We start from the raw sequence: 21888 nt of genomic DNA on the forward strand, positions 1-21888 counted from the left end.
AACTATCAGGCGGCATGGACGGTCACCCAATACTTGGAGAAATAATGAATACGTAAGGGCAGCGCCTGCAATAACGACTGCAAGACACGATCGCTATCCATAAGTGGAAATACACCTGACACCAGCATATTGGCCACCGTCTGGTCATAACGGATCACCCCCATGCGGTAACGGCTTAACTCATCCAGAAAGTCGCCTAAACGTAATTGCTCCGCCACCAACCGGCCATCCAACCAGGCACTTTCACTGCTATTGCGGGTCGCCTTGGTCAAGGCGTCTGCTAATAACCCAGCCTGCATGCCACTTGCAATGGTGAGGCTATGCAAGCCATTATCTGAACGCAGCCTGACCGCGCCGTCATACACAGAGACCCGTGTTTCGTGTTGTTTTAAGCGAACATTGAATGCGGTGCCTAGTGCGGTTGCCGTTCCATGACGCGTTTGAACCAGCAGGGGCCGTGACTGTGTCGTATCTGGCGCAGTGTTGATATAAATTTCACCTTCATGCAGCACCAGCTTACGTTCATGCGCACTATAGACAATATCTACCGCAGTCGAAGTATTCATGATCAACTGGCTACCATCGGCCAGCCGGATCTTTTCCTGCTGGCCGGTATGGGTACGATAATCAGCAGCCAGTGCTTGCCAGGTATTACTTTGACGCACAACCGGCACAGTGCCGCCAGTCACAGCCGCCAGCCCCAGTATTTGTAACAGTCGCCGTCTTTTGGCGGAAGGTAGCTTTTCTCGCACCAGTCCGATGGTCGCCTGTGGCACCAATTGCAGTTTTTGCTGCATGACCTCTATTTCAGACCATGCCTGCTGATGCGCATCGCTGCGGCTCAGCCAGACCTCAAATGCATGCTGCTGATCGGCAGTGACCTCACCTGACCATAACATCACCTGCCACTCTAATGCTTCCTGTTGTAGTCTGGCATAGTCTGTGACTAGATTGATCGTTGAATGCTGGTTCATAACAACTCCATGCAGGCTTGCGTGGCTTTGAGCATATATTTGCGCACTGCAGCCACAGAAACACCAAGCTGGTCGGCAATTTGGCTATAAGTCAGTTGCTCAAACCGTGACAGGATAAATGTCTCACGTACTTTGGCAGGCAATTGATCCAATACCTTGTCGAGCTGTATCAGGCTTTGCAATGCGATCGCCTGCTGCTCAGGCGAAGGAGTCTCGACCGGCGGTAATTGCAGCAGCCACTCCTGATAAGCCAGTTCCAGGCGTTGACGTCGATATAGATCAATCATCAAACCTTTGGCAATTTGTGTTAAATAAGCGCGAGACTGTTCCGGCAATGGCTTTTGATCAGCAATGATCAGTCGCACAAAGGTGTCTTGTGCCAAGTCAGCCGCGGTGTGCTGGCAAGAGAGCTTTTTTCGTAACCATGCTTTCAACCAGCCATAATGATGGCTGTATAAGTGATGCAATTGCTGTTGCACACCGGGGTCAGGCATTGACATAATTTATTTGCTAATAAGAATCATTATCAATTGTACCACGGTCTTTTATTAAGACCAATTTGGTAACAAGGCAAGCTAAGCAGATTTGAGCATACACCAATCAACAGTGCAGGTTGATGATGTGCAAGCATTGACTGATTTGGCAAAGAGTTAGGTGACTAGCCCCTGGTTTCTGATCAAGACTGTCACGCCTAAGCGCATCATCAGCAAGAATAACTTGTGTAAGGGCGCTAAAATAAAAAAGCCCATCATGTGATGGGCTTTAAGACAGACAATCAAATAACTATGAGCGACGGCGACGCGCCAAACCTAACATACCCAAACCTGCAAGAAGGCTAGCACTGGTGAGTGGCTCTGGCACAGGGACATAAGGTGAAAGTGAAGCAGTGACGTCTGGTCCATTGCCTACTAACTCAAAAGACCCTTTGTATAAACCATTGGTCGTATAAGCTGTGACTGTGCCACCGATAAAATCAAGCGCTGTTGCACCATAAGATCCGCTAATCGCTGAGTCAGGATCCCACTTGAAGCTGAATGATTCAAAAGTGTTGAAACTTGTAAAGTCAAAACCAAATACGGCGCCACTACCAAAGAACACAGCGCTACCGCCAGCTGGCGCACTCACGGACAATGGCGAACCGTCAATCACCAGATAGCTACCATCAGCTGTAATGGTGCTACTAAAATCAAACACTATTTTAGAAATCTCGTAACTGGATCCGTTAAAGCCGCCCGTTTCAATGTTAAAACCGTCGGCTCCAGGCTCAGTGACAAAAATAGATCCCGCAGCAAAAACTTGTGTGCATCCAACTGCAAGGGCCATAGCTACTGCAAATTTACTAAAATGTTTCATTTGCTCCTCCACTCAATAAAAATACTTAAAGATTAATAAAAAAACACAAAAAACTCGCTATCGCCCCTAAACTACTTATTGCAATAATTTTCATTAATATTACTCTTCCGCAATAAAAGCGCAACAGAAGATTAACTTGCGTAAAAAACAAACTTATAAAGCATTGCATTTGTTTCAAAAATACAAACGGCACCCGATATAACTCATTATTTTTTAATATATTCATATAAATAAATATCAATTTTTACAGCTATCGAGTCTGTCCCTATTAATTGATTATGTGCAGGCTTTTATTCAGTTAGTGCAACGTGGAAATACTGATGCGTCCTGACCAGTCCAAACTACCGTGATGAGCACTTATTGCAGCAACATCAATTGTTCACGCAGGCTATTAATGTCATTGGGTTCGCCACGCACAGTGAAGAAGGTACCCTCTTCATCCGAGCGCTCGTTCAATACCTGGCAGGTGCCATAAATCTTGCCGCGTAGCTGTTGGGCTGACCAAGGCAAAAAAATTTCGGTTTCCACCAGATCCCGCTGGAAAAAATCGACAATCTTCTGCCGCAGCATCGCCACTTCATCCGGACGGCGGGCACTCATGACTATGCAATCCGGGTATTTGAGGCGCAGCGCGGCTTCACACTCGACTTGCGCGGTGGCATCGCCCACGTAATCTATTTTGTTAAACACGCGAATGCGCGGCACGACATCCGCATCGATTTCTTCGAGTACCTTATCCGTCACCTCAAGCTGACGCTCAAAACCAGGGTCGCTGGCATCGATCACGTGCAACAACAGCGCAGCATCGAGCGCCTCATCCAGCGTCGATTTAAAAGAAGCCACCAGGCCATGCGGCAGGTTTTTAATAAAACCCACGGTATCACTGACCAGCACGCGCGGCACGCTTTCCGGGTACAAGGCACGCACCGTGGTATCCAGTGTGGCAAATAATTTGTTCGCCACCAGCACCTCACTACCGGTGAGTGCGCGCATCAAGGTAGATTTACCGGCATTGGTATAACCCACCAGCGCCACACTCGCCATTGTCTGCCGCTCTTGTCGTCGCGCGCGCTGCGTCCTGCGCTCGCCATCCATCACAATAATTTCTTGTTGCAGCTCGGCAATCCGGTCACGAATCTTGCGTCTATCCAGCTCAGTATGCGACTCGCCTGCCCCGCGCCCACCGGCGCCACTACGTTGCCGCCCCTGCGGACCCGCCAGTTTTGCCGCCTCGCGCAAACGCGGCGCCATATAGCCCAACCGCGCAATCTCCACCTGCGCACGCGCCGCACGTGAACGGGCATTGCGGTGAAAAATCTCCAAAATCACCATGGTGCGGTCCATCACCTCGCAACCGACTTCTAACTCCAGATTGCGCGCCTGCGACGGGGAAATTTCATGGTCAACCAGCACGGCTTCAATCTCAAGGGCATGGGGATTAAATTCTGGTGCGTCCGGGTCTCCAGACATACTGCGTACATAATCACGAATCTCTTCGCGCTTACCTACTCCCAGATAGCCGGTGATATCAAAGCCAGCGCGCTTCTGCACAAAGGTGTGGACGATCTTGTAGCCCAGTGTTTTTGCCAGTTCGCGTAGCTCATTCAGCGAAGCTTCAAACTCCATATCGCTGACATTTGGCAGTTGCACGGCCGCCACAACGGCATGGCTGACGGGCTCTTTAACTTCACTTTGCATGAGGGAACAACACTTCTTGAATGATAGAGGGCAGATAGTACTCGCAAATGCAGAAACCACCGCTATAGGTGATTAGATAAAATTTGATAGATCACCGTAGTGAGTATGATCGAGTGGCGCGGATAGCCGAAATGCGCTCGCGCTCAACTAGCACCTTAAGGTTAGGTGTCATGATTCCGAAATATGAATATGGTTAGAGCACGCATGGTTGGCTCCTTAATAACTTTAAAAAGTCATTAGGGGTTAATGATAGTTAAATCACTTGGCTGTTACTTCTAAAAACCATTAAAGGGATTTTTTATCGCCATACCATCAATCACCATACCATCCTGCATGTCCTCAGACAGTAATGTGGTAGCACCTGCATCAATTGCCGCCGCGCAAATATGCGCATCGTAAAATGACAATTGGTGGAGTTGGCAAATTTGCACAGCTAACGCGTGCGTTTTCTCAGTGAGTGGAACAACTTGCAGATTAGCTTTGATAGCCTCTAAAACAGCCCCAATCTCAACCCAATCCATTTTTAATTTTTTGTGGCAAACCGAGGTCACTTCATTAAGCACTTGGACGCTAATCGTGCCACCCGTTGCAATCATCGCTTCTGCTTTGTCTGCCTTACTCACATCGCCAGATAGCAAATATAAGATCACATTGCTATCAATAAACGGCTTGCTCACTTGTCGCTATCCCGCAAGTTAGCCTCCAGGCGGTCAAAACGAAAGCTCTCAGGCAAACGCCCACGCAACGAACGCAAACGCGTCAGCAGCTCTTTTGCATTAGCCTGCTTGCTTACTTCAAAACTGCGCTCACCTGCTACATGCAAATCAATTTCTTCGCCCTCTTTAAGGTCTAAGGCCTGCACCACACTCGCAGGTAATCTCACAGCTAATGAATTACCCCATTTTGCGACTTGCATAGAGTTAACCCCTCAAAAATGATATACATTAGCTTAAGTATATCATCCAAAACAATTCACTGTAAAAATACGTTCCACCTTTATGCCAAGCGCGACGATATTCGATAAGTGTGATGTGTGATTGATCGCGAGCCATCATTCCGCGTACCGCAAGCAGGTACGCCCTACCTGTTATTCTTTATAGTGTGGTTTGAGCAATAAAGGTAGCTTTAATCTCTGAAAGGTCAGGCATTGATTTGGCTTGCCAACGCACGACTTTTATTGCCGCCGCCTCTAATGCCTTATCTTTTTTATTATCCGCGATGTGTCTATCGAGTTTTTGGTGAGTGCTGTCGTCAAGCTCAATCACAGCGACAATAGAAGCGTCTTTTTTGCAGATGACAAAATCTGCGCTCATTCGATTAATACGATTCGACCATGATTGGTAATTATGGCCTTTCTTAACACCTAAAAATCTAGAAAGTTGAACCTGAGCCAAAATAATGTAGTCCGGCAGTGCCTCAAGAAGGCGGAAATATAAAATTTGTTCAGGTGGTGATAACGGCTTTTTTGCATAAAAAGGCCAAATACCATGACCACTTGAATTGCCTTGAGACTTCGCTTTCAGCAATCCAAGGATAGCGATAATCACCAGCAAAGCTAACAGTAAAAAGGTAAAACTCATCAATTGTGACTCCTCCTGTTTTAAGCTGTTATCTGTTTAATCATTCCCGTAATTACTGCTTTAGATTCTTCAGAAAGAATTATGTTAATAATTGTTAATTAAAAAAATAGTAAAATACAAACCTAAACACGTCAACTACGTTGTGGTGAAAGCTTAGCTCCCACCCAGCGCTTTATACAAACCTACCTGATTCTGTAAAGCCTGCTGCTGAATCTGCAACGCCTGCGACTGCGCATCCAGTACACTGCGCTGCGAATCGAGCAACTCCAGGTACGTCACCAGTCCTTGATCCAGCTTACGTTTAACCAGTTGCAGACGGCTGCTTTCCAAGTCACGTAAACGCGCCCTGGCCGCGGACTCTTCAGCAATCGCTGTGCGTGTGCTTAATACATCCATCACTTCTTTAAACGCGGTCTGGATGGTTTTTTCGTAATTGGCCACTTCAATGCGCTCACGGGTTTGCGCAAGGTTGAGGTTGGCTTTGTTGCGGCCATAGTTAAAGATCGGGATGGTCAGTTGCGGGCTGAAAGACCAGTAGTTGCTGGCGGTGTCAGAAAACAGTTTGGAGAACTCCGAGTTAACCAGGCCGACATTGGTAGTGAGTTGCAAGCGTGGGTAAAACGCAGCCCTGGCGGCACCGATATTGGCATTGGCGGCTTTGAGTTGGTGCTCAGCAGCGCGGATATCGGCACGCCTGGTCAATAAGCTGGAAGGCAAGCCTGGCGTAACGTCAGCCAGTTTTAAATCCGCCAGAGGTTTGATGACTAACGGTGTGCGCTGTGACGATTCGCCGAGCAGTAAATACAAAGCATTTTGCGTGGTTGCCAGTTGGCGCTGCCATTGCGAGAGTTGCGCCTGCACTTGCTCAACCTGGATTTGGGCGGCTTTGACATCCAGCACCTGATCCAAACCGGCCTCAAAGCGACGCTGGGTGCGATGCAAGGTCTGCTTGCGATCGTCCAGTGTTTGCTGTGTCAGTTTGAGTTGTGCATGTAAGGTCAACAGGTTGACATACTGCGTGGCAATCTCGGCGATTAAGGTAGCTTGCACCGCTTGCCGGTTTTCAGTCACGGCCAGGTATTGTTCCAGCGCGGATTGCGTCAGGCTTTTCACACGGCCAAACACGTCGATCTCATAGTCAGAAATACCTACCCCAACGCGGTACAACTCTGCCTCGAATGCCTGGCTGGAACTGAACACAGTGCGGCTGCGATCGTACGTCAGGTTGCCCTGTATGGTCGGCAGGCGATCGGCTTTTTGTATACCGTAAGTGGCCTTGGCTTCGTCCATGCGAAGCACGGCTGTTTTCAGGTCACGGTTATGCGCCAACCCCACTTGTATCAGTTGCTGCAAATCGGCATCAGGGAAATAAGTTTGCCAGGTGAGTGGTGGTGCTTCAGCCACCGTCTCATTCGCTGGCTGGCCTGGGTAAGACTCAGGCACGGGCGCAGCTGGCCGGAAATATTCCGGCATCAGCGAGCAAGCGTTTATCGCAAATGCCAGTGCGACAATGAGTGGAATACGGCTAAACTTCATGTGACACCCTTTGCTGTGCGGCTGGCTTTTTCATCCAGCGCCCCACGACAATAAAAAATAACGGTACAAAAAAGATCGCCAGCAAGGTCGCGGTGATAATGCCACCCAGCACGCTGGTGCCGATGGCAACTTGTGCGCCCGACGCAGCGCCGGTGGAAAATGCCAATGGAATCACACCGACACCAAACGCCAGCGAGGTCATGACAATTGGCCGCAGGCGCTCTTTAGCCGCTAATAAACTGGCTTCAAGCAAAGGCATGCCTTGCAGCACATGCTCGCGGGCAAATTCCACAATCAGGATGGCGTTTTTGGCAGATAAACCAATTGTTGCAATCAAGCCTACCTTGAAATAAATATCATTGGGCAAACCACGGATAGTCACGCCAAGCAAGGCGCCCAACACACCCAAGGGCACTACCAGCATCACGGCGAACGGAATGGCCCAGCTTTCATACAAGGCGGCCAGCACCAGGAACACAATCAGGATAGATAAACCAAACAGCATAATGGCCTGGCTGCCGGATTGTTTTTCCTCCAGCGATTGACCTGCCCACTCAAAGCCGATGCCTTTGCCCAACCCTTGTACCAGCTTTTCTATGGTCTGCATGGCTTCGCCGCTGCTATACCCCGGCCCGGCACCGCCATTGATATTAAATGACGGAAAGCCATTAAAACGCGTGCGTTGTGGGGTACCCATGGCCCAGTCCAGCGTCATGATGGAAGATAGCGGTACAAGGCTGCCATCGGCGGCTTTGAGGCGGATTTTCTTGATATCTTCCAGCGTCTGGCGTTGTTTACCATCGGCTTGAATCAGCACGCGGCGCACCTGGTTGCCATAGACAAAATCACCGAGGTAATTCGAGCCAAGCAAGGTCGCCAATGAGTCATTGATTTCATCCAACGAGATGCCCAGCGCATTGGCCTTGCTGCGGTTGAGCTGCATATTCACCACCGGCGTATCGTACAGCCCGGCAAACAAGACATTGGCTAATTCAGGATGTTTGGTTGACTCGGCGATCAGTTGGTCGCGCGCCTTCATCAGCGTTTCTATGCCCACACTCGCACGGTCTACCAATTTCATGTCAAAACCACCCACGCTACCCAGCTCTGGCAATGGCGGCGCATTCATAGCGAAAATACTCAAATTAGGGCGGCCATAAAAGTGCTGATTGACGCGGTTCACAATCGCCTGCACCTGTTGTTCTGCCTTGGGTCGCTCTGCCCAATCCTTGAGCGTAATAAACAGCATGCCGCTATTGGTGCTGGTGCCGTAAAAGCTGAAACCGCTGACTTCAAAAATAATATCCACCGGCTCGTGTTGCTGGATATAACGGCTCATATCACCCAGTACCTCGGCAGTTTCTGCCAGCGTCGCGCCTTGCGGTAACGACACCATGACCATAAAGTTACCCTGGTCTTCTTCCGGCAAGAAGGCACTCGGCAAACGCATAAACAGCCAGCCGACCAAGGTCACGATGAGTGCAAACACGCCCAGCCAGCGCAGTGGCTTGTTGAGCAAGCCACCGGTCAGGCGCGTGTAGCGCTCGGTCATGCATTTAAAGCTACGGTTAAACCAGACAAAAAAGCGGGCTTTCGGGCTAGTTTCATGCCGCAACAGCGTGACACACAAAGCAGGCGTGAGTGACAACGCCAGAAAAGCCGAAAAGCTGATCGACACCGATAACGCCAGTGAAAACTGGCGGTAGATATTGCCCACCGCGCCACTAAAAAAGGCCATCGGGATAAATACCGACACCAGCACAGCGGTGATACCCACCACCGCGCCACTGATTTGCGACATGGCTTTAATAGTCGCTTCGCGCGCAGATAAGCCTTCATCAACAATCAGGCGTTCAACGTTTTCCACCACCACAATCGCATCATCAACCAGGATACCAATCGCCAGCACCACGCCAAACATGGTCAGCACATTGATGGAGTAACCCAGCCAGTACATCACAGCAAACGTCCCCATCAGGGCAATCGGCACCACGATGGTCGGAATCAAGGTCGCGCGCAGGTTCTGCATAAATAAATACATGACCACGAACACCAGCAGCACCGCTTCCACCAGCGTTTGAATCACTTTTTTAATCGAGATAGACACAAATGCTGAGGAGTCATAGGACAACTGGAACACCACGTTTGGCGGGAAATAGGGCTGCATTTGCTCCATCGCCACTTTGACGCGCTTGATGGTTTCTACCGCATTCGAGCCCGGTGACAGCTTGATCGCCATCCCGGCGGCATTCTTACCATTGACTTTAGAGCTGTAGGTATAGTCACTGCTACCCATTTCCACGCGCGCCACGTCCTTCACCAGCAAGGCCGAGCCATCTGCCTGACTGCGTAGTGGCACATTGGCAAAGTCTTCTACCGTTTTCAATGTCGCTTCGGCTTCGAGCGTCACACTCAATGGCGCGCCATCCGGCACGCCGCTGGCGCCTACTTGGCCCAAGGTCAGGCGCGTATTGTAGCTGCGCAAGGCATTGGAGATTTCGGTCACGCTGACATTTAAACCCGCCATTTTCTGCGGATCCGGCCAGATACGCATGGCATATTCCGGGCTGAATGACTGCACTTTACCCACCCCCTGCACGCGCTTAAGCGTAGGCATCACCGTCGCCGATGACAGCTCCCCGAGGTCGATCTCGCTGTAACGGTTATCTTCTGAGGTCAGTGACACAATCAGCTGAAAGCTATCCGCCGATTTTTCCACCATGATACCGCTACGGCGCACGATTTCCGGCAAACGCACTTCCACGCTTTTAAGGCGGTTTTGCACATCCACTGCCGCCAGATCAGGGTTGGTGCCCTGGCGAAAAGTCACGCTAATAGAAGCCATGCCCTGGTTGCTGGTGGCAGACACATACATCAGGCCTGGCATACCATTCATCTCGCGCTCGATAATCGAGGTCACGGTTTCTTCGACCACTTTGGCCGATGCACCAGGATAAGTGGCGGCGATATTGACCACTGGTGGCGCGATATCAGGATACTGCGCAATCGGTAATTGCTTGATGGCAATTAAACCTGCCAGCACAATCAGGATGGCAATCACCCAGGCAAAAATCGGGCGATCAATAAAGAAACGGCTCATGTATTCACTTTCCTTAGGTTACCGTTTAAGGCGCAACCGCTTTCGTTATTTTGTCTGTGGCGCTTACCTGCTTGGGCGTCACTTTTGCGCCCGCCGTTTGCGTGGCAGCATTGGTCACCACCACCTGCTCACCTGCTTGCAGGCCATGCTCAATCACCCACTGTTTATCGATCACAGCACCAGTTTGCACTTCACGTGACTCCAGTTCATGTTTGGCATTGACCACCCATACCCGGCTGGAGAACTGGTCACGGATCAAGGCATCCCTGGGGATTAAAATCGCATTCGGATTGGTCGCCTGGCGAATTTTCAAGCGTACATAAGCCCCTGGCATCAGCTCCTGCTGCGGATTATCGAAAATGGCGCGCATGACCACTGAGTCTGTGGTCTGGTTCACAGACACATCAGAGAATGACAACTTACCCGCGCTTGGATAAGCCGAACCATCCGGCAATAGCAGGGCAATCTGCAATTGGCCATTGCTGCCCTTCAACTGACCGTCACGCAACGCTTTGCGCAAAGCGAACACCTCAGAAGAAGACTGCGCAAAATTCACATACACCGGGTTAATTTGTTCTACCGTGGTCATATGCGTGGCTTCATCTTTACCTACCAACGCGCCTTCGGTGACCAGCGCACGACGCGCGACACCATCAATCGGTGCCGTCACATTGGCATAGGCCACATCGAGCTTGGCACGATTGAGTTTGGCTTGCGCCGCCGCCACTTCGGCTTTGGCCAGTTGCGCCTCTGCCTGTGCTGCGCGGTAGTCGCGCTGGCTTACTGACTGGTCGCCCACCAGCGACTGGTAGCGTTGCAATTTGTCATTGGCATTCACCAGGTTGGCTTCGGTTCTGGCCAGTTCAGCATCTGCTTCCAATTTACTGGCCTGCAATTGCTCCGGGTTCAAGGCAAATAATGGCGTGCCCGCCTTCACTGTTTGCCCTTCCTGATATAGCCGCTTGGAGACAATACCAGAAACGCGCGCGCGCACTTCGGCAATGCGGTAGGCCTCTACACGGCCTGGCAATTCAACCTCAGCGGGGATTTCAGCAACCTGCACGGTGACCACATCGACCTCAGGCGCAGCCGCCGCGGCCTGCGCGGCTTCCTGCGGTTTGCTACAGGCAGAGAGTTGCAATAACAAGAATGTGGCGACCGAGGCCGTGCTGACAGAAAAACGGGACATGAACATGCCTTCTTACTATATGGACATCAATATTCTATCCGCCCTTCAATAATTAATCAATCATGACTGATTAATTATTTTTTGGTATCATACGCAAATTGTTTGAGGAATGATAAGCCTAGAGATCATGGCCAGAAAAACCAAGGAAGATGCGCAAAAAACCCGCGACCAGATTCTGGATGCCGCGGAACACGTGTTTTATCGCAAAGGCTTTACGCTGACCACCATGGCCGACATTGCCGAAGCCGCCGAGTTGTCACGCGGCGCCGTTTACGGCCACTATAAAGGCAAGCTGGAAGTCGCTACCGCCATGGCGGAACGCGTGATTGAAACCGTCTCCCCGTTCCAGCTCCAACCGACCCTTGCGGCATTAGGCAACCTCAAGCAATATTGCCTGCATGAGATCCGTAGCTATATTGAGCCTAGCTCCATTCAGCGCGTCCTGTTCTTTTTATATATCGGCATTGATGATTCGCCGGAGTTGCTGCAACTACGCTTTGCCTGGGAGAAAAAGCGCATTACGCAAATCGACAGTTTATTGAAACAGGCCATTACACAAGGCGAACTCTCTGCAGACATCGATTTTGACTTAATCAGCCTGTATTGCCAGTCAGTCATTGAAGGCGTGTTCAGCATCATCTACTTTGGCAGCCTCAGCGAAACGCAACGTTGGCAACGTGCCGAACAACTGTGCGAATATGGCCTGCAACGCTTATCCATGCCACTTTTCCAGCCATAATCCTTGCGCGGATCATCGTGCTCAAGCATTGACGAAGACGCCTGCCTTCCGGCAAGATAAGAGCCGGATACATTGATGACAATAAAATTGTTCAACTTTTTTGTGTGATCAGGGTCAGTATGAGGTGACCGCGCCATCTTTCAATCACATGGCGTGTCATCCGTCATCGAATAGACCACCTTATAACAATAATTTAAGAAAAAACTGCTATGGATCATAACCTTTCACTCATTACCACCATTGCCGCTGCATTTGCGCTGGCACTGATATTCGGCCTGATTGCCGAAAAACTCAAATTGCCAGCGCTAATCGGTTATTTGTTTGCCGGGATCATCATCGGCCCGGCCACGCCTGGATTTGTTGCCGACATTGAAATCGCCTCCCAATTGTCCGAAATTGGCGTCATGTTGCTGATGTTTGGCGTCGGCCTGCATTTTTCAGTGCAGGACCTGATGTCAGTCAAACGTATTGCCCTGCCCGGCGCGCTGGCGCAGATGACCCTGGCCACCCTGCTCGGCATGCTGGTAGCACACACCTGGGGCTGGAGCATGGGCCATGGATTGGTATTTGGCCTGTCGCTGTCTTGCGCCAGTACCGTGGTTTTACTCAAAGCACTCGAATCCAGACGTATCCTGGAAAGCATGAACGGTAAAATTGCCGTCGGCTGGCTGGTGGTAGAAGACATGGTAACCGTGCTGGTACTGGTGTTGATGCCCGCATTGGCAGGTGTCCTGGGTGGCCAGGGTGAAGCCACCAATGCCAGCGCCATTTGGGAAACGATCGGTGTGACCTTGCTTGAAATCACCGGCTTTGTGGTGGTGATGCTGGTCATCGGCAAACGGGTATTGCCGTGGTTGCTATGGTATGTAGCAGGCACTGGCTCACGCGAACTGTTTACCCTCACCGTGATTGCCGTGGCGATTGGCGTGGCCTTTTTTGCCTCCTCGCTGTTTCATGTCTCGTTTGCGCTGGGGGCCTTTTTCGCGGGCATGATCATGCGTGAATCCGAATACAGTCACCGTGCCGCTGAAGATTCCCTGCCCTTCCGCGATGCATTTGCGGTGCTGTTTTTTGTCGCCGTGGGCATGCTGTTTGACCCTAGCATCCTGATTAAGCAACCCATACAAGTGCTTTCTGTAGTAGCGATTATTATCCTCGGTAAATCGCTGGCGGCAGTCGCGATTGTGCTGGCGTTGCGCTACCCCTTAAATACGGCGTTAACTGTTGCCGCCAGCCTGGGGCAAATTGGGGAGTTCTCCTTTATTCTGGCGGGCCTGGGCGTATCGCTCAACTTGCTGTCAGCCGATGGCATGAGCCTGGTGCTGGCGGGCGCGCTGATTTCCATCGCGCTGAACCCGGTGGTCTTTGCGTCGATCAAGCCCTTAGCCAATTGGGTGGTCAACAAGTCAGACGTGGCTAGACGCTTATCATTGCGCATGGATCCATATGGTGAGTTGCCCATGTCGACCGAGCGCAAGTTCCTGGAAGGCCAGGTGGTGTTAGTGGGCTACGGGCGCGTCGGCAAACGGATTGCGCAATCCCTGACCGACTCAGCGATCCCGTTTGTGGTGGCCGAACAAAACCGCGAACTGGTGGAAAAACTGCGCAAACAAGGCCAGCCGGCGGTCTCGGGTAACGCTGCCGACCCCATGGTGTTGATACAGGCGCACATTGCCAATGCGGCCATGCTGATTATCGCCACGCCAGACGCCATGGATATCCGCAAAATTGTCGACATTGCCAAGCAATTGAAACCGGACATTGAAGTGGTGATCCGCACCCATCACGAGGACGAATACCAGCGCCTGCAAAAAGACCTCGGCCAAGCGGTGTTTTTTGGCGAGGAAGAACTGGCCAAAGGCATGTCTGCCCATGTGTTACAGCGTTTTGAACGGCACGTGCTGTAAACGCATTAAAACTTGAATAAGGGCTGCTTCTGCAGCCTTTATTTTTTGTAGCAATCCCCGATTTAACGCTATGATGTCATTGTATTGGCAGTCGATACGTATCGTTACATTCACGCCCAATCAAACGCAGTACAATCTTGTCAGACAAGAATAACGATATCGATATTGGTACCTTATGAACACCACTCCTCTTTATGCTAAATGCGGCGTATGGCTGCTATGCTTTACCAGCCTGCTGCTGGCAGCCTGCTCATCCGGCCAATCAGACAACAAACCACCCAAAAAAACACCAGAAGTCGGGGTCATCACCGTACAGCCTGCCAGCCAGCCTATCGTGGCCGACCTGCCAGGGCGCACCAACCCATTCATGATTTCAGAGGTGCGGCCACAAGTCGGCGGCATTATCCGCCAGCGTGCCTTTACTGAAGGTGCACTGGTCAAAGCAGGCCAACTGCTGTATCAGATTGAACCGGCCCCTTACCAGGCCAGCGCTCAAAGTGCAGCCGCTGCACTGCAAAAAACCGAAGCCTCGCTGACCACCCTCAAACTCAAAGCAGACCGTTATAAAGAACTGGTCAAAATCAACGCCGTCAGCAAACAGGATAACGATGACGCGCAAGCGGCATTACAACAGGGCGAAGCCGACGTGGCTGCTGCCAGGGCGGCGCTAGCTACAGCCAGAATCAACCTCGATTTCACACGCGTGGTTGCACCCATCACTGGTTTTGTCTCGACGTCTACCGTCACACCCGGTGCGCTGGTTACCGCCAGCCAGGACACAGCGCTCACTACCGTGCAGCAACTGGATCCGATTTATGTCGATGTCATCCAGTCCAGCAGTGACTTGCTTAAACTCAAACGTGATATTGCCAGCGGCAAGCTGAGCAGCACGTCGCAAAAAGAAATCCCGGTACGCGTGGTACTCGAAGATGGTTCCACCTATGCGCATGCTGGAAAACTCAAATTTAACGGCATCAGCGTCAACACCACTTCGGGGGCAGTCACGCTGCGCGCAGTGGTGCCTAACCCGGAAGGCATCTTGCTGCCTGGCATGTATGTCCACGCCCTGATTGATGTCGCCGAAGAAAAAGCCGCCATCCTGGTGCCACAACGTGCGGTGACCAGGAATACGCGCGGTGAGCCCACGGTGCTACTGGTGGACAACACTCAGAAAGTCATCCAGCAAACCCTGGAAACCAGTGGCGCACAAGGTGACAACTGGCGTGTCACAAGTGGCTTGCAGGCAGGTGACCGCGTCATTATGGATGGTGTGCAAGGCATCAGCGTGGGCAGCGAAGTGAAGGCCGTGCCCTTTGCCGCAACCAGTCCAACCAGTCATACAGATGCCACCGCAGCGACTGCAGCACAACCGGCTACCGTGAACCCTGCCCGCTAACCAGAAGAGAATTTAATTATGGCGTCCTTTTTTATCCAACGCCCTATCTTTGCCTGGGTGATTGCGATTGTCATCATGCTGGCAGGCATAGGCGCCATCGAATGGCTGCCGCTGGAGCAATACCCGGATATTGCGCCACCGCGTGTGTCTATTAACGCGACCTATACCGGCGCTGCAGCGGACACCATTGAAAACTCGGTGACGCAGGTGATTGAGCAATACATGAAGGGCATTGATAACCTGACCTATATGTCTGCCAGCAGTACGTCGTCAGGCACGGCCAATATCAGCCTCACCTTTGATGCCGGCACCAACCCCGATGTGGCACAAATGCAGGTACAAAATAAACTGCAGCAGGCCATGCCCAGGCTGCCGCAGATTGTACAAAGCCAGGGCGTGACCGTCGCCAAAACCGGCATCGACTTCCTGATGATGATTTCACTGATGTCTGACAGCCCGACGGTGCGCGCCATTGATATTGGTGATTATATTTCGAGTAACCTGATAGACCAGATCAGCCGCCTGGATGGGGTGGGAGATGTACAAACCCTGAGCGCGGGCTATGCCATGCGCATCTGGCTGGACCCGGCCAAGCTGCAAAAATACAACCTGATTCCTTCCGACATTTCAGCGGCCGTGCAGGCACAGAATACCGAAGTTTCCTCTGGCCAGTTAGGCGCCCTGCCTTCAGTCAAAGGCCAAGGTTTGAATGCGCCGATTACCGCCCGCAGCAAATTGCAAACCGTAGAACAATTCAACCAGATTATCGTCAAGTCCGGCGCAGACGGTTACGTGGTTCATTTGTCGGATGTGGCCCGCGTGGAACTCGGTGCCGAGAGTTACACCCCGGTTGCTAACCTCAACGGTAAAACGTCCGCAGCCTTTGGTGTCAAACTCGCGTCAGGCGCCAATGCGCTGGCGACCGCGCAAGCCGTGAAAGACAAGCTGGCAGCGCTGGAACCGTATTTCCCGCCCGAGCTGAAACTCAGTATCCACATCCCATATGACACGACACCATTTGTACGTATTTCCATCAAGGAAGTCGTTAAGTCGCTGATAGAAGCCATCCTCCTGGTTGTCATCATCATGTATGTGTTTTTGCAGAATCTGCGCGCGACACTGATTCCAGCCATTGCCGTACCGGTGGTGTTACTCGGCACCTTTGGTGTGCTGGCAGCATTTGGCTTTTCGATCAATACACTGACCATGTTTGGCCTGGTACTGGCGATTGGCCTGCTGGTGGATGATGCCATTGTGGTGGTCGAGAACGTCGAGCGTGTGATGCGTGAGGAAGGCCTGAGCCCGAAAGAAGCCACGCGTAAATCCATGGGTGAAATTACCAGTGCTCTGGTCGGCATTTCGCTGGTGCTGTCTGCCGTGTTTATCCCCATGGCCTTTTTTGGTGGCGCCACCGGCGTGATTTACCGCCAGTTCTCCATCACCATTGTGTCGGCCATGTTGCTGTCTGTGCTGGTTGCACTGACATTGACCCCTGCTCTGTGTGCGACCATGCTCAGACCATCCAACCATCACCATGCAGCGACAGGTGGCCTGTTCGGCTGGTTTTTCCGCTGGTTTAACCCGGCGTTCGAGGCCTTTGCCAATGGCTACCAGGCGGTGGTTGAAAAAATCCTACGCCAAAAACTATTCACCATGGTGGTATATGCAGGCATTCTTGCCTTGCTGGCTTTCCTGTTCCTGCGTTTACCCAGTTCCTTCCTGCCCACCGAAGACCAGGGCATCCTCATGGCACAGATTCAGTTACCAGTGGGTGCCACCGATAGCAGGATGCAGCGTGTGCTACGTCAAATCGAGCACTACCTGGACGGCCAGGAAGCGGTCATTGATGAATATTTAACCATTGCTGGCCTCGGCCAGGGCGGTGGTGGCAGCCAAAACACCGGCCGAGCCTTTATCCGCCTCAAAGACTGGTCACTACGTGGTGAAGGCGAAGATGCGGCGTCACTCGCAGACAAGATGACCAAAGCCTTGTCCAAGATCAGGGATGCCAAACTGTTTGTCAACCAGCCTGCACCTGTGCGCGGCCTGGGCCAGGGCTCCGGCTTTACACTGGAACTCAAGGATGTCGGCGGGCTGGGACACCAGGGGTTGATGGACGCCAGGAACAAATTTGTACAACTAGCCGCAGACAACCCGAAATTGAACCGCGTGCGTCCAAGCGGGCTGGATGATACGCCTATGTTCAGGCTCAATATTGATGACCAGAAGACTGGTATCTACAACCTGACCACCGCCAATATCAACTCCACGCTGTCTATCGCCATGGGCGGCACCTATGTCAACGACTTTATCAACAAAGGCCGCGTCAAAAAAGTCTATTTGCAGGGCGATGCGCCTTACCGCATGCAACCTGAAGACATTGATCGCTGGTATGTGCGCAACAGTACCAACGACATGGTGCCCTTCTCTGCGTTTTCTAATACCCGCTGGGTATCAGGCTCGCCTTTGCTCGAGCGCTATAACGGTATTTCTTCCGTTGAAATCGTCGGCGAGGCAGCCAAAGGCACCAGTACCGGCGAGGCCATGCGTATTGCTGAAAGTATTATCAAGCAATTACCGGCTGGCATTGGTTATGAGTGGAGTGCACAGTCCTACCAGGAGCGACTCTCAGGCTCACAAGCCCCCTTGCTGTATGCAGTCTCAGTGGTATTTGTGTTCCTGTGCCTGGCGGCGCTATACGAAAGCTGGGCGGTGCCCTTCTCGGTGATTATGGTAGTACCGCTGGGCATTCTGGGTGCGGTCATGGCCACCAGTTTGCGCGGCATGACCGCTGACGTTTACTTCCAGGTGGGCCTGTTGACGACCATAGGCCTGTCAGCCAAAAACGCTATCCTGATTGTCGAATTCGCCAAACATTTACAAGAGCGCGGCCAGCCATTGCTCACAGCCACGCTGGAAGCGGTGAAACTGCGCTTGCGGCCTATCCTGATGACGTCGCTCGCCTTTATTTTTGGCGTACTGCCGCTGGCATTTAGTCACGGTGCAGGCGCAGTTAGCCGCCAGGCGATTGGGACCGGCGTACTCGGCGGCATGCTGACAGCCACCTTCCTCGGTGTGTTTTTTGTGCCACTGTTTTATGTGCTGATCCGCTCACTGTTCCCTTATCACGCAGAAAATGCGCCAGCAAACACAGCCCACGATTAAATCTATGAAAACATTACCTCAGAAAAAGTTGGCAGGATTACTGGCGCTCACACTGAGCCTGAGTGGCTGCATAGACCTGGCACCGTTTTACACACGACCAGCCGCGCCAGTCCCAGCCACATTGGGCACGGCACAAAGCGACCCCAAAGCGTTTACTGACCTGCCATGGCAATCCTTTATCAGCGATGAAAAGTTGCGCCAGGTGATAGACCTGGCATTAAAAAATAACCGTGACCTGCGGGTGGCTGCCCTGACTATAGAGAGGTCACGCGCACTCTATCAGGTGCAGCGCGCAGACCTGTTCCCAACCATCGCCGCCAGTGTCACCGAAACCGCCTCCAAAGGCATGGCCAGTGCTGCCAACAATACGGCAGGCAACACCTCTGGTGCGACCACAGGCACCGCTGGCAGCAGTAACAGCAGCGGCAATATCTCGCATATTTACCGTGCCACCGTCGGCTTTAGCGCCTACGAACTTGACCTGTTTGGCCGCATACGCAACCTCAACCAGCAGGCCTTGCAAACCTTTTATGCCAATGAAGAAAATCGTCATAGCACGCAGATCAGCCTGATTGCAGAAGTAGCCACCGCCTGGCTGACATTGGCCGCTGACAAGCAACGCCTTGCCATCGCGCAGCAAACGCTGCAAAGCCAGCAAGCCACTTACGATATCAACCAGAAAATGTTTGAGTTGGGCGTCGCCAACGCGCTGACCTTGAAGCAATTGCAAACCAGTGTCGATAGCGCGCGCGTCGCCATCGCTACCTATACCATGCAGATCAAGCAGGACAGCAATGCACTCAACCTGCTGGCCGGGAGCATGGTGCCTGAACAGTGGCTACCAACAAGCCATTTGTCCAGTGTCGTGTTCACCCAGTCTTTGCCTGGCGGCATCAGCTCTGACACCTTGCAGCAACGGCCAGATGTACGCGCGGCAGAACATTTGCTGGAAGGCGCCAATGCCAATATCGGCGCCCTGCGCGCAGCCTTTTTTCCTACCATCAGCCTGACCACCACGGTCGGCTCAGCCAGCACAGAGTTGTCCGGCCTGTTTGCCAAAAACTCCGGCATCTGGACCTTTGTGCCGCAAATCAGCCTGCCTATCTTCAATGGTGGCCGTAACCGCGCCAATTTGACCTCGGCAGAAAAAAATCGCGATATTCTGCTGGCACAATACGAAAAAACCGTGCAAACCGCCTTCCGCGAAGTGGCTGATGTACTGGTACAACGTGAAGGCTTGCAATCACAACTAGAGGCACAGCAATCGTTGAAAAATGCGGCTTCGGCGGCTTTCCTGCTGGCAGATGCTCGCTTCAAGAATGGCGTGGACAGCTACCTGGTCGTGCTGGATGCCCAGCGTACGCTCTACACGGCAGAACAGTCACTGGTCACCCTGCAATTGAGTGATGCCACCAGCCAACTCACCTTGTACAAAGTCATGGGCGGCGGCTGGCATTAACCATCGCCACCAGACCACTCTTTTAGCTCCCGCTACAGATTCACGGTACTGAGTCAGTGCGGGGGCTTTACCTCTCCCCCTCTTGCCGCACATGAGGCGACACCGTTAGAATTCACCCCCCTTTAAAAAGACGCGCACGTTTCTTGCTTTAATTTTTGCAAATGCAGACAGAAATCACTTCCGAACACACTATCATCCTGGCCAAGATCAGACATGTTGAAGAGCTGGAGCGGCTCGTCATTTGTACTGAATTTGTCGAATCACTGGGACAGATGATTCACCAGATCCAGGCCGAGCGTGGCGCCAGTTGCTTATACCTGGCCTCGGCCGGGCAACGCTTTGCCAAGGAGCGGGCTGATCTGGTGGCGCACAACACCTCACTCGACATCCAGTTCAAGCAAGCTTTGCGAAAGCACCTGGATGCAAACCCGCTGGCAGATGCTCGGCAACTGACGCTGGTATCGTGGGTTTTGCTCGGCTTTGACCAGCTCACCGCATTGCGGCACCAGGTCACGTTACAGAAAATCTCTTTTATTGATTGCATACAATCGTTTACCCGCCTGATTGGCAGCCTGGTGTCACTGATTTTCGAAATCACCGACAATACCGTCAACAGCAAGATTTCAACCAGCTTGCTGGCACTATACAACCTGGTGCAAGGCAAGGAGTTCGCAGGCCAGGAGCGCGCCGTAGGCGCGTATATGTTTGGCTCGGCCAGTGTGCAACAACCACATCAGCAAAAACTGCTGGAACTGATTGCCTTGCAGGAACGGCATTTTGAATCGTTTTGCCAGTTTGCCACCCCGGCCTTGCGTGAGGCCTGGGCCAGCGCAGGCGTGACAGAAAACGAGCGCAAACACCAGCAATACCAGGCCAAACTGACCGGTGCCAGGCCAGGCCAAGCCTTACAGGCCAAAGATGCAGACTGCTGGTTTGAGCTTTGCAGCCAGCGGCTGACCGAGCTATGGCAAATCCAGTGCCAGCTCATCAGCGATATGCACCAAACCCTGCAAATCCTGGTCGCAGAGGCGCAACAAGACCTGGCCAACACGCGGAAGCATTTGCAGCAATTGCAAGATAAAGCCAGCGTTTCCAGCCGCGATAGTGCCTTCTTCAATCTGTCGATTCCGGTTGAAAACGCCTATGGCTTTTTAACGGATACGGCCAGCCAGCCCTACCCGATAGAGTCCGTCATCTCCCTATTGCAGCAGCAATCGCAGCAAATTGCCGAAATGGAATCCGAGTTGTCAGAAACCAAAAAGGCACTCACTGAAAGAAAGCAAATCGAGCGCGCCAAAGGCTTGCTCATGAGCACCTTGGGGCTAAGCGAAGTCGACGCTTATAAAACCATGCGCAGCACGGCCATGGAACAAAAACGCAAAATCATCGATGTAGCAGAAAACATCTTGCTACAACACAAACAGCCGCAATAATGGTGCGATAGACATGGTGCATCCGCACTTGTATGGTGCGCACATTTTGTGCGCACTGCCGCGCAAAATACACCCACCAATCAAAAAAATCACATAAAAATCATCCACTTAAAAACAAACAAAAAACTGGCACACCATTTGCTAATTACCGTTTAAGCAGCTCACCCTCACCAGGCGGGCAAGCGAACGGAGCAGTCATCAATGGCGATCACCGCTTCGATATAACAAGCATTTATATCCACTGCAACGCGGTGGGCAATGCAGGACAAAGGCGTCCTGAGTGTAGACAAACGATTGTCTGCATTCAGGACGCCTTTTTTGTTTTTACGTTTCCAGTTAATTCACTTTCCAGGGAGTAA

17 protein-coding genes are annotated in these 21888 nt (G+C 52.0%); 7 read left to right on the plus strand and 10 right to left on the minus strand.

Annotated elements, in window-relative coordinates:
* Positions 1-5: 5 nt before the first annotated feature.
* From ACIDE9_RS04490 to ACIDE9_RS04535, 10 genes are all read right to left on the minus strand, one after another.
* Entirely contained in the window at positions 6-974 is a 969-nt protein-coding gene (locus tag ACIDE9_RS04490; protein WP_411993047.1) for a FecR domain-containing protein, read from the minus strand.
* Entirely contained in the window at positions 971-1474 is a 504-nt protein-coding gene (locus tag ACIDE9_RS04495; RefSeq protein ID WP_194754066.1) for a sigma-70 family RNA polymerase sigma factor, read from the minus strand. The genes ACIDE9_RS04490 and ACIDE9_RS04495 overlap by 4 nt, the downstream gene beginning before the upstream one ends.
* A gap of 283 nt (positions 1475-1757) precedes the next feature.
* Positions 1758-2327: a PEP-CTERM sorting domain-containing protein gene (locus ACIDE9_RS04500; protein ID WP_411993049.1), complete on the minus strand. Its 570-nt coding sequence runs from the start codon at positions 2325-2327 to the stop codon at positions 1758-1760.
* Between the two features lie 357 nt (positions 2328-2684).
* On the minus strand, positions 2685-4025 hold the full coding sequence (gene hflX, locus ACIDE9_RS04505) for a GTPase HflX (protein WP_411993051.1): 1341 nt from the start codon (positions 4023-4025) through the stop codon (positions 2685-2687).
* A gap of 275 nt (positions 4026-4300) precedes the next feature.
* On the minus strand, positions 4301-4702 hold the full coding sequence (locus ACIDE9_RS04510; protein WP_194754063.1) for a PIN domain-containing protein: 402 nt from the start codon (positions 4700-4702) through the stop codon (positions 4301-4303).
* Positions 4699-4941, minus strand: a complete 243-nt coding sequence (locus ACIDE9_RS04515; RefSeq protein ID WP_411993054.1) for an AbrB/MazE/SpoVT family DNA-binding domain-containing protein — start codon at positions 4939-4941, stop codon at positions 4699-4701. Before ACIDE9_RS04515 ends, ACIDE9_RS04510 begins: the two co-directional genes overlap by 4 nt.
* Positions 4942-5119: 178 nt before the next feature.
* Positions 5120-5605, minus strand: a complete 486-nt coding sequence (locus tag ACIDE9_RS04520) for a DUF2726 domain-containing protein (RefSeq protein ID WP_194754061.1) — start codon at positions 5603-5605, stop codon at positions 5120-5122.
* Positions 5606-5758: 153 nt separating this feature from the next.
* The gene (locus ACIDE9_RS04525) at positions 5759-7141 is read right to left on the minus strand and encodes an efflux transporter outer membrane subunit (protein ID WP_411993056.1); all 1383 of its coding nucleotides are present in this window, start codon (positions 7139-7141) and stop codon (positions 5759-5761) included.
* Positions 7131-10241, minus strand: coding sequence for a multidrug efflux RND transporter permease subunit (locus tag ACIDE9_RS04530; RefSeq protein WP_411993057.1), 3111 nt, complete (start codon positions 10239-10241; stop codon positions 7131-7133). The genes ACIDE9_RS04525 and ACIDE9_RS04530 overlap by 11 nt, the downstream gene beginning before the upstream one ends.
* A 25-nt stretch (positions 10242-10266) precedes the next feature.
* The gene (locus ACIDE9_RS04535) at positions 10267-11430 is read right to left on the minus strand and encodes an efflux RND transporter periplasmic adaptor subunit (protein WP_411993059.1); all 1164 of its coding nucleotides are present in this window, start codon (positions 11428-11430) and stop codon (positions 10267-10269) included.
* 127 nt (positions 11431-11557) lie between these two features.
* Here ACIDE9_RS04535 and ACIDE9_RS04540 point away from each other — a divergent pair, with 127 nt between their 5' ends.
* From ACIDE9_RS04540 to ACIDE9_RS04570, 7 genes are all read left to right on the plus strand, one after another.
* Positions 11558-12169 carry a TetR family transcriptional regulator gene (locus ACIDE9_RS04540; protein WP_411993061.1) on the plus strand — a complete coding sequence of 204 codons (612 nt, stop codon included), beginning with the start codon at positions 11558-11560 and terminating at the stop codon, positions 12167-12169.
* Between the two features lie 209 nt (positions 12170-12378).
* Positions 12379-14076, plus strand: a complete 1698-nt coding sequence (gene ybaL, locus ACIDE9_RS04545) for a YbaL family putative K(+) efflux transporter (RefSeq protein ID WP_194754056.1) — start codon at positions 12379-12381, stop codon at positions 14074-14076.
* Positions 14077-14251: 175 nt separating this feature from the next.
* Complete coding sequence (locus tag ACIDE9_RS04550; protein ID WP_411993064.1) at positions 14252-15472, plus strand: efflux RND transporter periplasmic adaptor subunit; 1221 nt, start codon at positions 14252-14254, stop codon at positions 15470-15472.
* An 18-nt stretch (positions 15473-15490) separates the two neighbouring features.
* A complete protein-coding gene (locus tag ACIDE9_RS04555; RefSeq protein WP_411993065.1) occupies positions 15491-18637 on the plus strand; it encodes an efflux RND transporter permease subunit in 3147 nt (1048 codons plus the stop codon).
* Positions 18638-18641: 4 nt separating this feature from the next.
* Entirely contained in the window at positions 18642-20096 is a 1455-nt protein-coding gene (locus tag ACIDE9_RS04560) for an efflux transporter outer membrane subunit (protein WP_194754053.1), read from the plus strand.
* A gap of 161 nt (positions 20097-20257) precedes the next feature.
* The gene (locus ACIDE9_RS04565; RefSeq protein ID WP_411993067.1) at positions 20258-21529 is read left to right on the plus strand and encodes a nitrate- and nitrite sensing domain-containing protein; all 1272 of its coding nucleotides are present in this window, start codon (positions 20258-20260) and stop codon (positions 21527-21529) included.
* Positions 21530-21561: 32 nt separating this feature from the next.
* A complete protein-coding gene (locus ACIDE9_RS04570) occupies positions 21562-21888 on the plus strand; it encodes a hypothetical protein (RefSeq protein WP_411993069.1) in 327 nt (108 codons plus the stop codon).

It is taken from the genome of Methylophilus sp. 'Pure River' (assembly GCF_046765995.1).
Lineage (GTDB): Bacteria > Pseudomonadota > Gammaproteobacteria > Burkholderiales > Methylophilaceae > Methylophilus.

Excerpts from the sequence above, each read along its gene's own strand:
- ybaL (WP_194754056.1), top strand. The coding sequence starts at position 12,379 with ATGGATCATAACCTTTCACTCATTACCACCATTGCCGCTGCATTTGCG.
- ACIDE9_RS04570 (WP_411993069.1), top strand. The coding sequence starts at position 21,562 with ATGGTGCGCACATTTTGTGCGCACTGCCGCGCAAAATACACCCACCAA.
- ACIDE9_RS04530 (WP_411993057.1), bottom strand. The coding sequence starts at position 10,241 with ATGAGCCGTTTCTTTATTGATCGCCCGATTTTTGCCTGGGTGATTGCC.
- ACIDE9_RS04565 (WP_411993067.1), top strand. The coding sequence starts at position 20,258 with ATGCAGACAGAAATCACTTCCGAACACACTATCATCCTGGCCAAGATC.
- ACIDE9_RS04520 (WP_194754061.1), bottom strand. The coding sequence starts at position 5,605 with ATGAGTTTTACCTTTTTACTGTTAGCTTTGCTGGTGATTATCGCTATC.
- ACIDE9_RS04495 (WP_194754066.1), bottom strand. The coding sequence starts at position 1,474 with ATGTCAATGCCTGACCCCGGTGTGCAACAGCAATTGCATCACTTATAC.
- ACIDE9_RS04555 (WP_411993065.1), top strand. The coding sequence starts at position 15,491 with ATGGCGTCCTTTTTTATCCAACGCCCTATCTTTGCCTGGGTGATTGCG.
- hflX (WP_411993051.1), bottom strand. The coding sequence starts at position 4,025 with ATGCAAAGTGAAGTTAAAGAGCCCGTCAGCCATGCCGTTGTGGCGGCC.
- ACIDE9_RS04560 (WP_194754053.1), top strand. The coding sequence starts at position 18,642 with ATGAAAACATTACCTCAGAAAAAGTTGGCAGGATTACTGGCGCTCACA.
- ACIDE9_RS04540 (WP_411993061.1), top strand. The coding sequence starts at position 11,558 with ATGGCCAGAAAAACCAAGGAAGATGCGCAAAAAACCCGCGACCAGATT.
- ACIDE9_RS04525 (WP_411993056.1), bottom strand. The coding sequence starts at position 7,141 with ATGAAGTTTAGCCGTATTCCACTCATTGTCGCACTGGCATTTGCGATA.
- ACIDE9_RS04490 (WP_411993047.1), bottom strand. The coding sequence starts at position 974 with ATGAACCAGCATTCAACGATCAATCTAGTCACAGACTATGCCAGACTA.
- ACIDE9_RS04550 (WP_411993064.1), top strand. The coding sequence starts at position 14,252 with ATGAACACCACTCCTCTTTATGCTAAATGCGGCGTATGGCTGCTATGC.
- ACIDE9_RS04515 (WP_411993054.1), bottom strand. The coding sequence starts at position 4,941 with ATGCAAGTCGCAAAATGGGGTAATTCATTAGCTGTGAGATTACCTGCG.
- ACIDE9_RS04535 (WP_411993059.1), bottom strand. The coding sequence starts at position 11,430 with ATGTCCCGTTTTTCTGTCAGCACGGCCTCGGTCGCCACATTCTTGTTA.
- ACIDE9_RS04500 (WP_411993049.1), bottom strand. The coding sequence starts at position 2,327 with ATGAAACATTTTAGTAAATTTGCAGTAGCTATGGCCCTTGCAGTTGGA.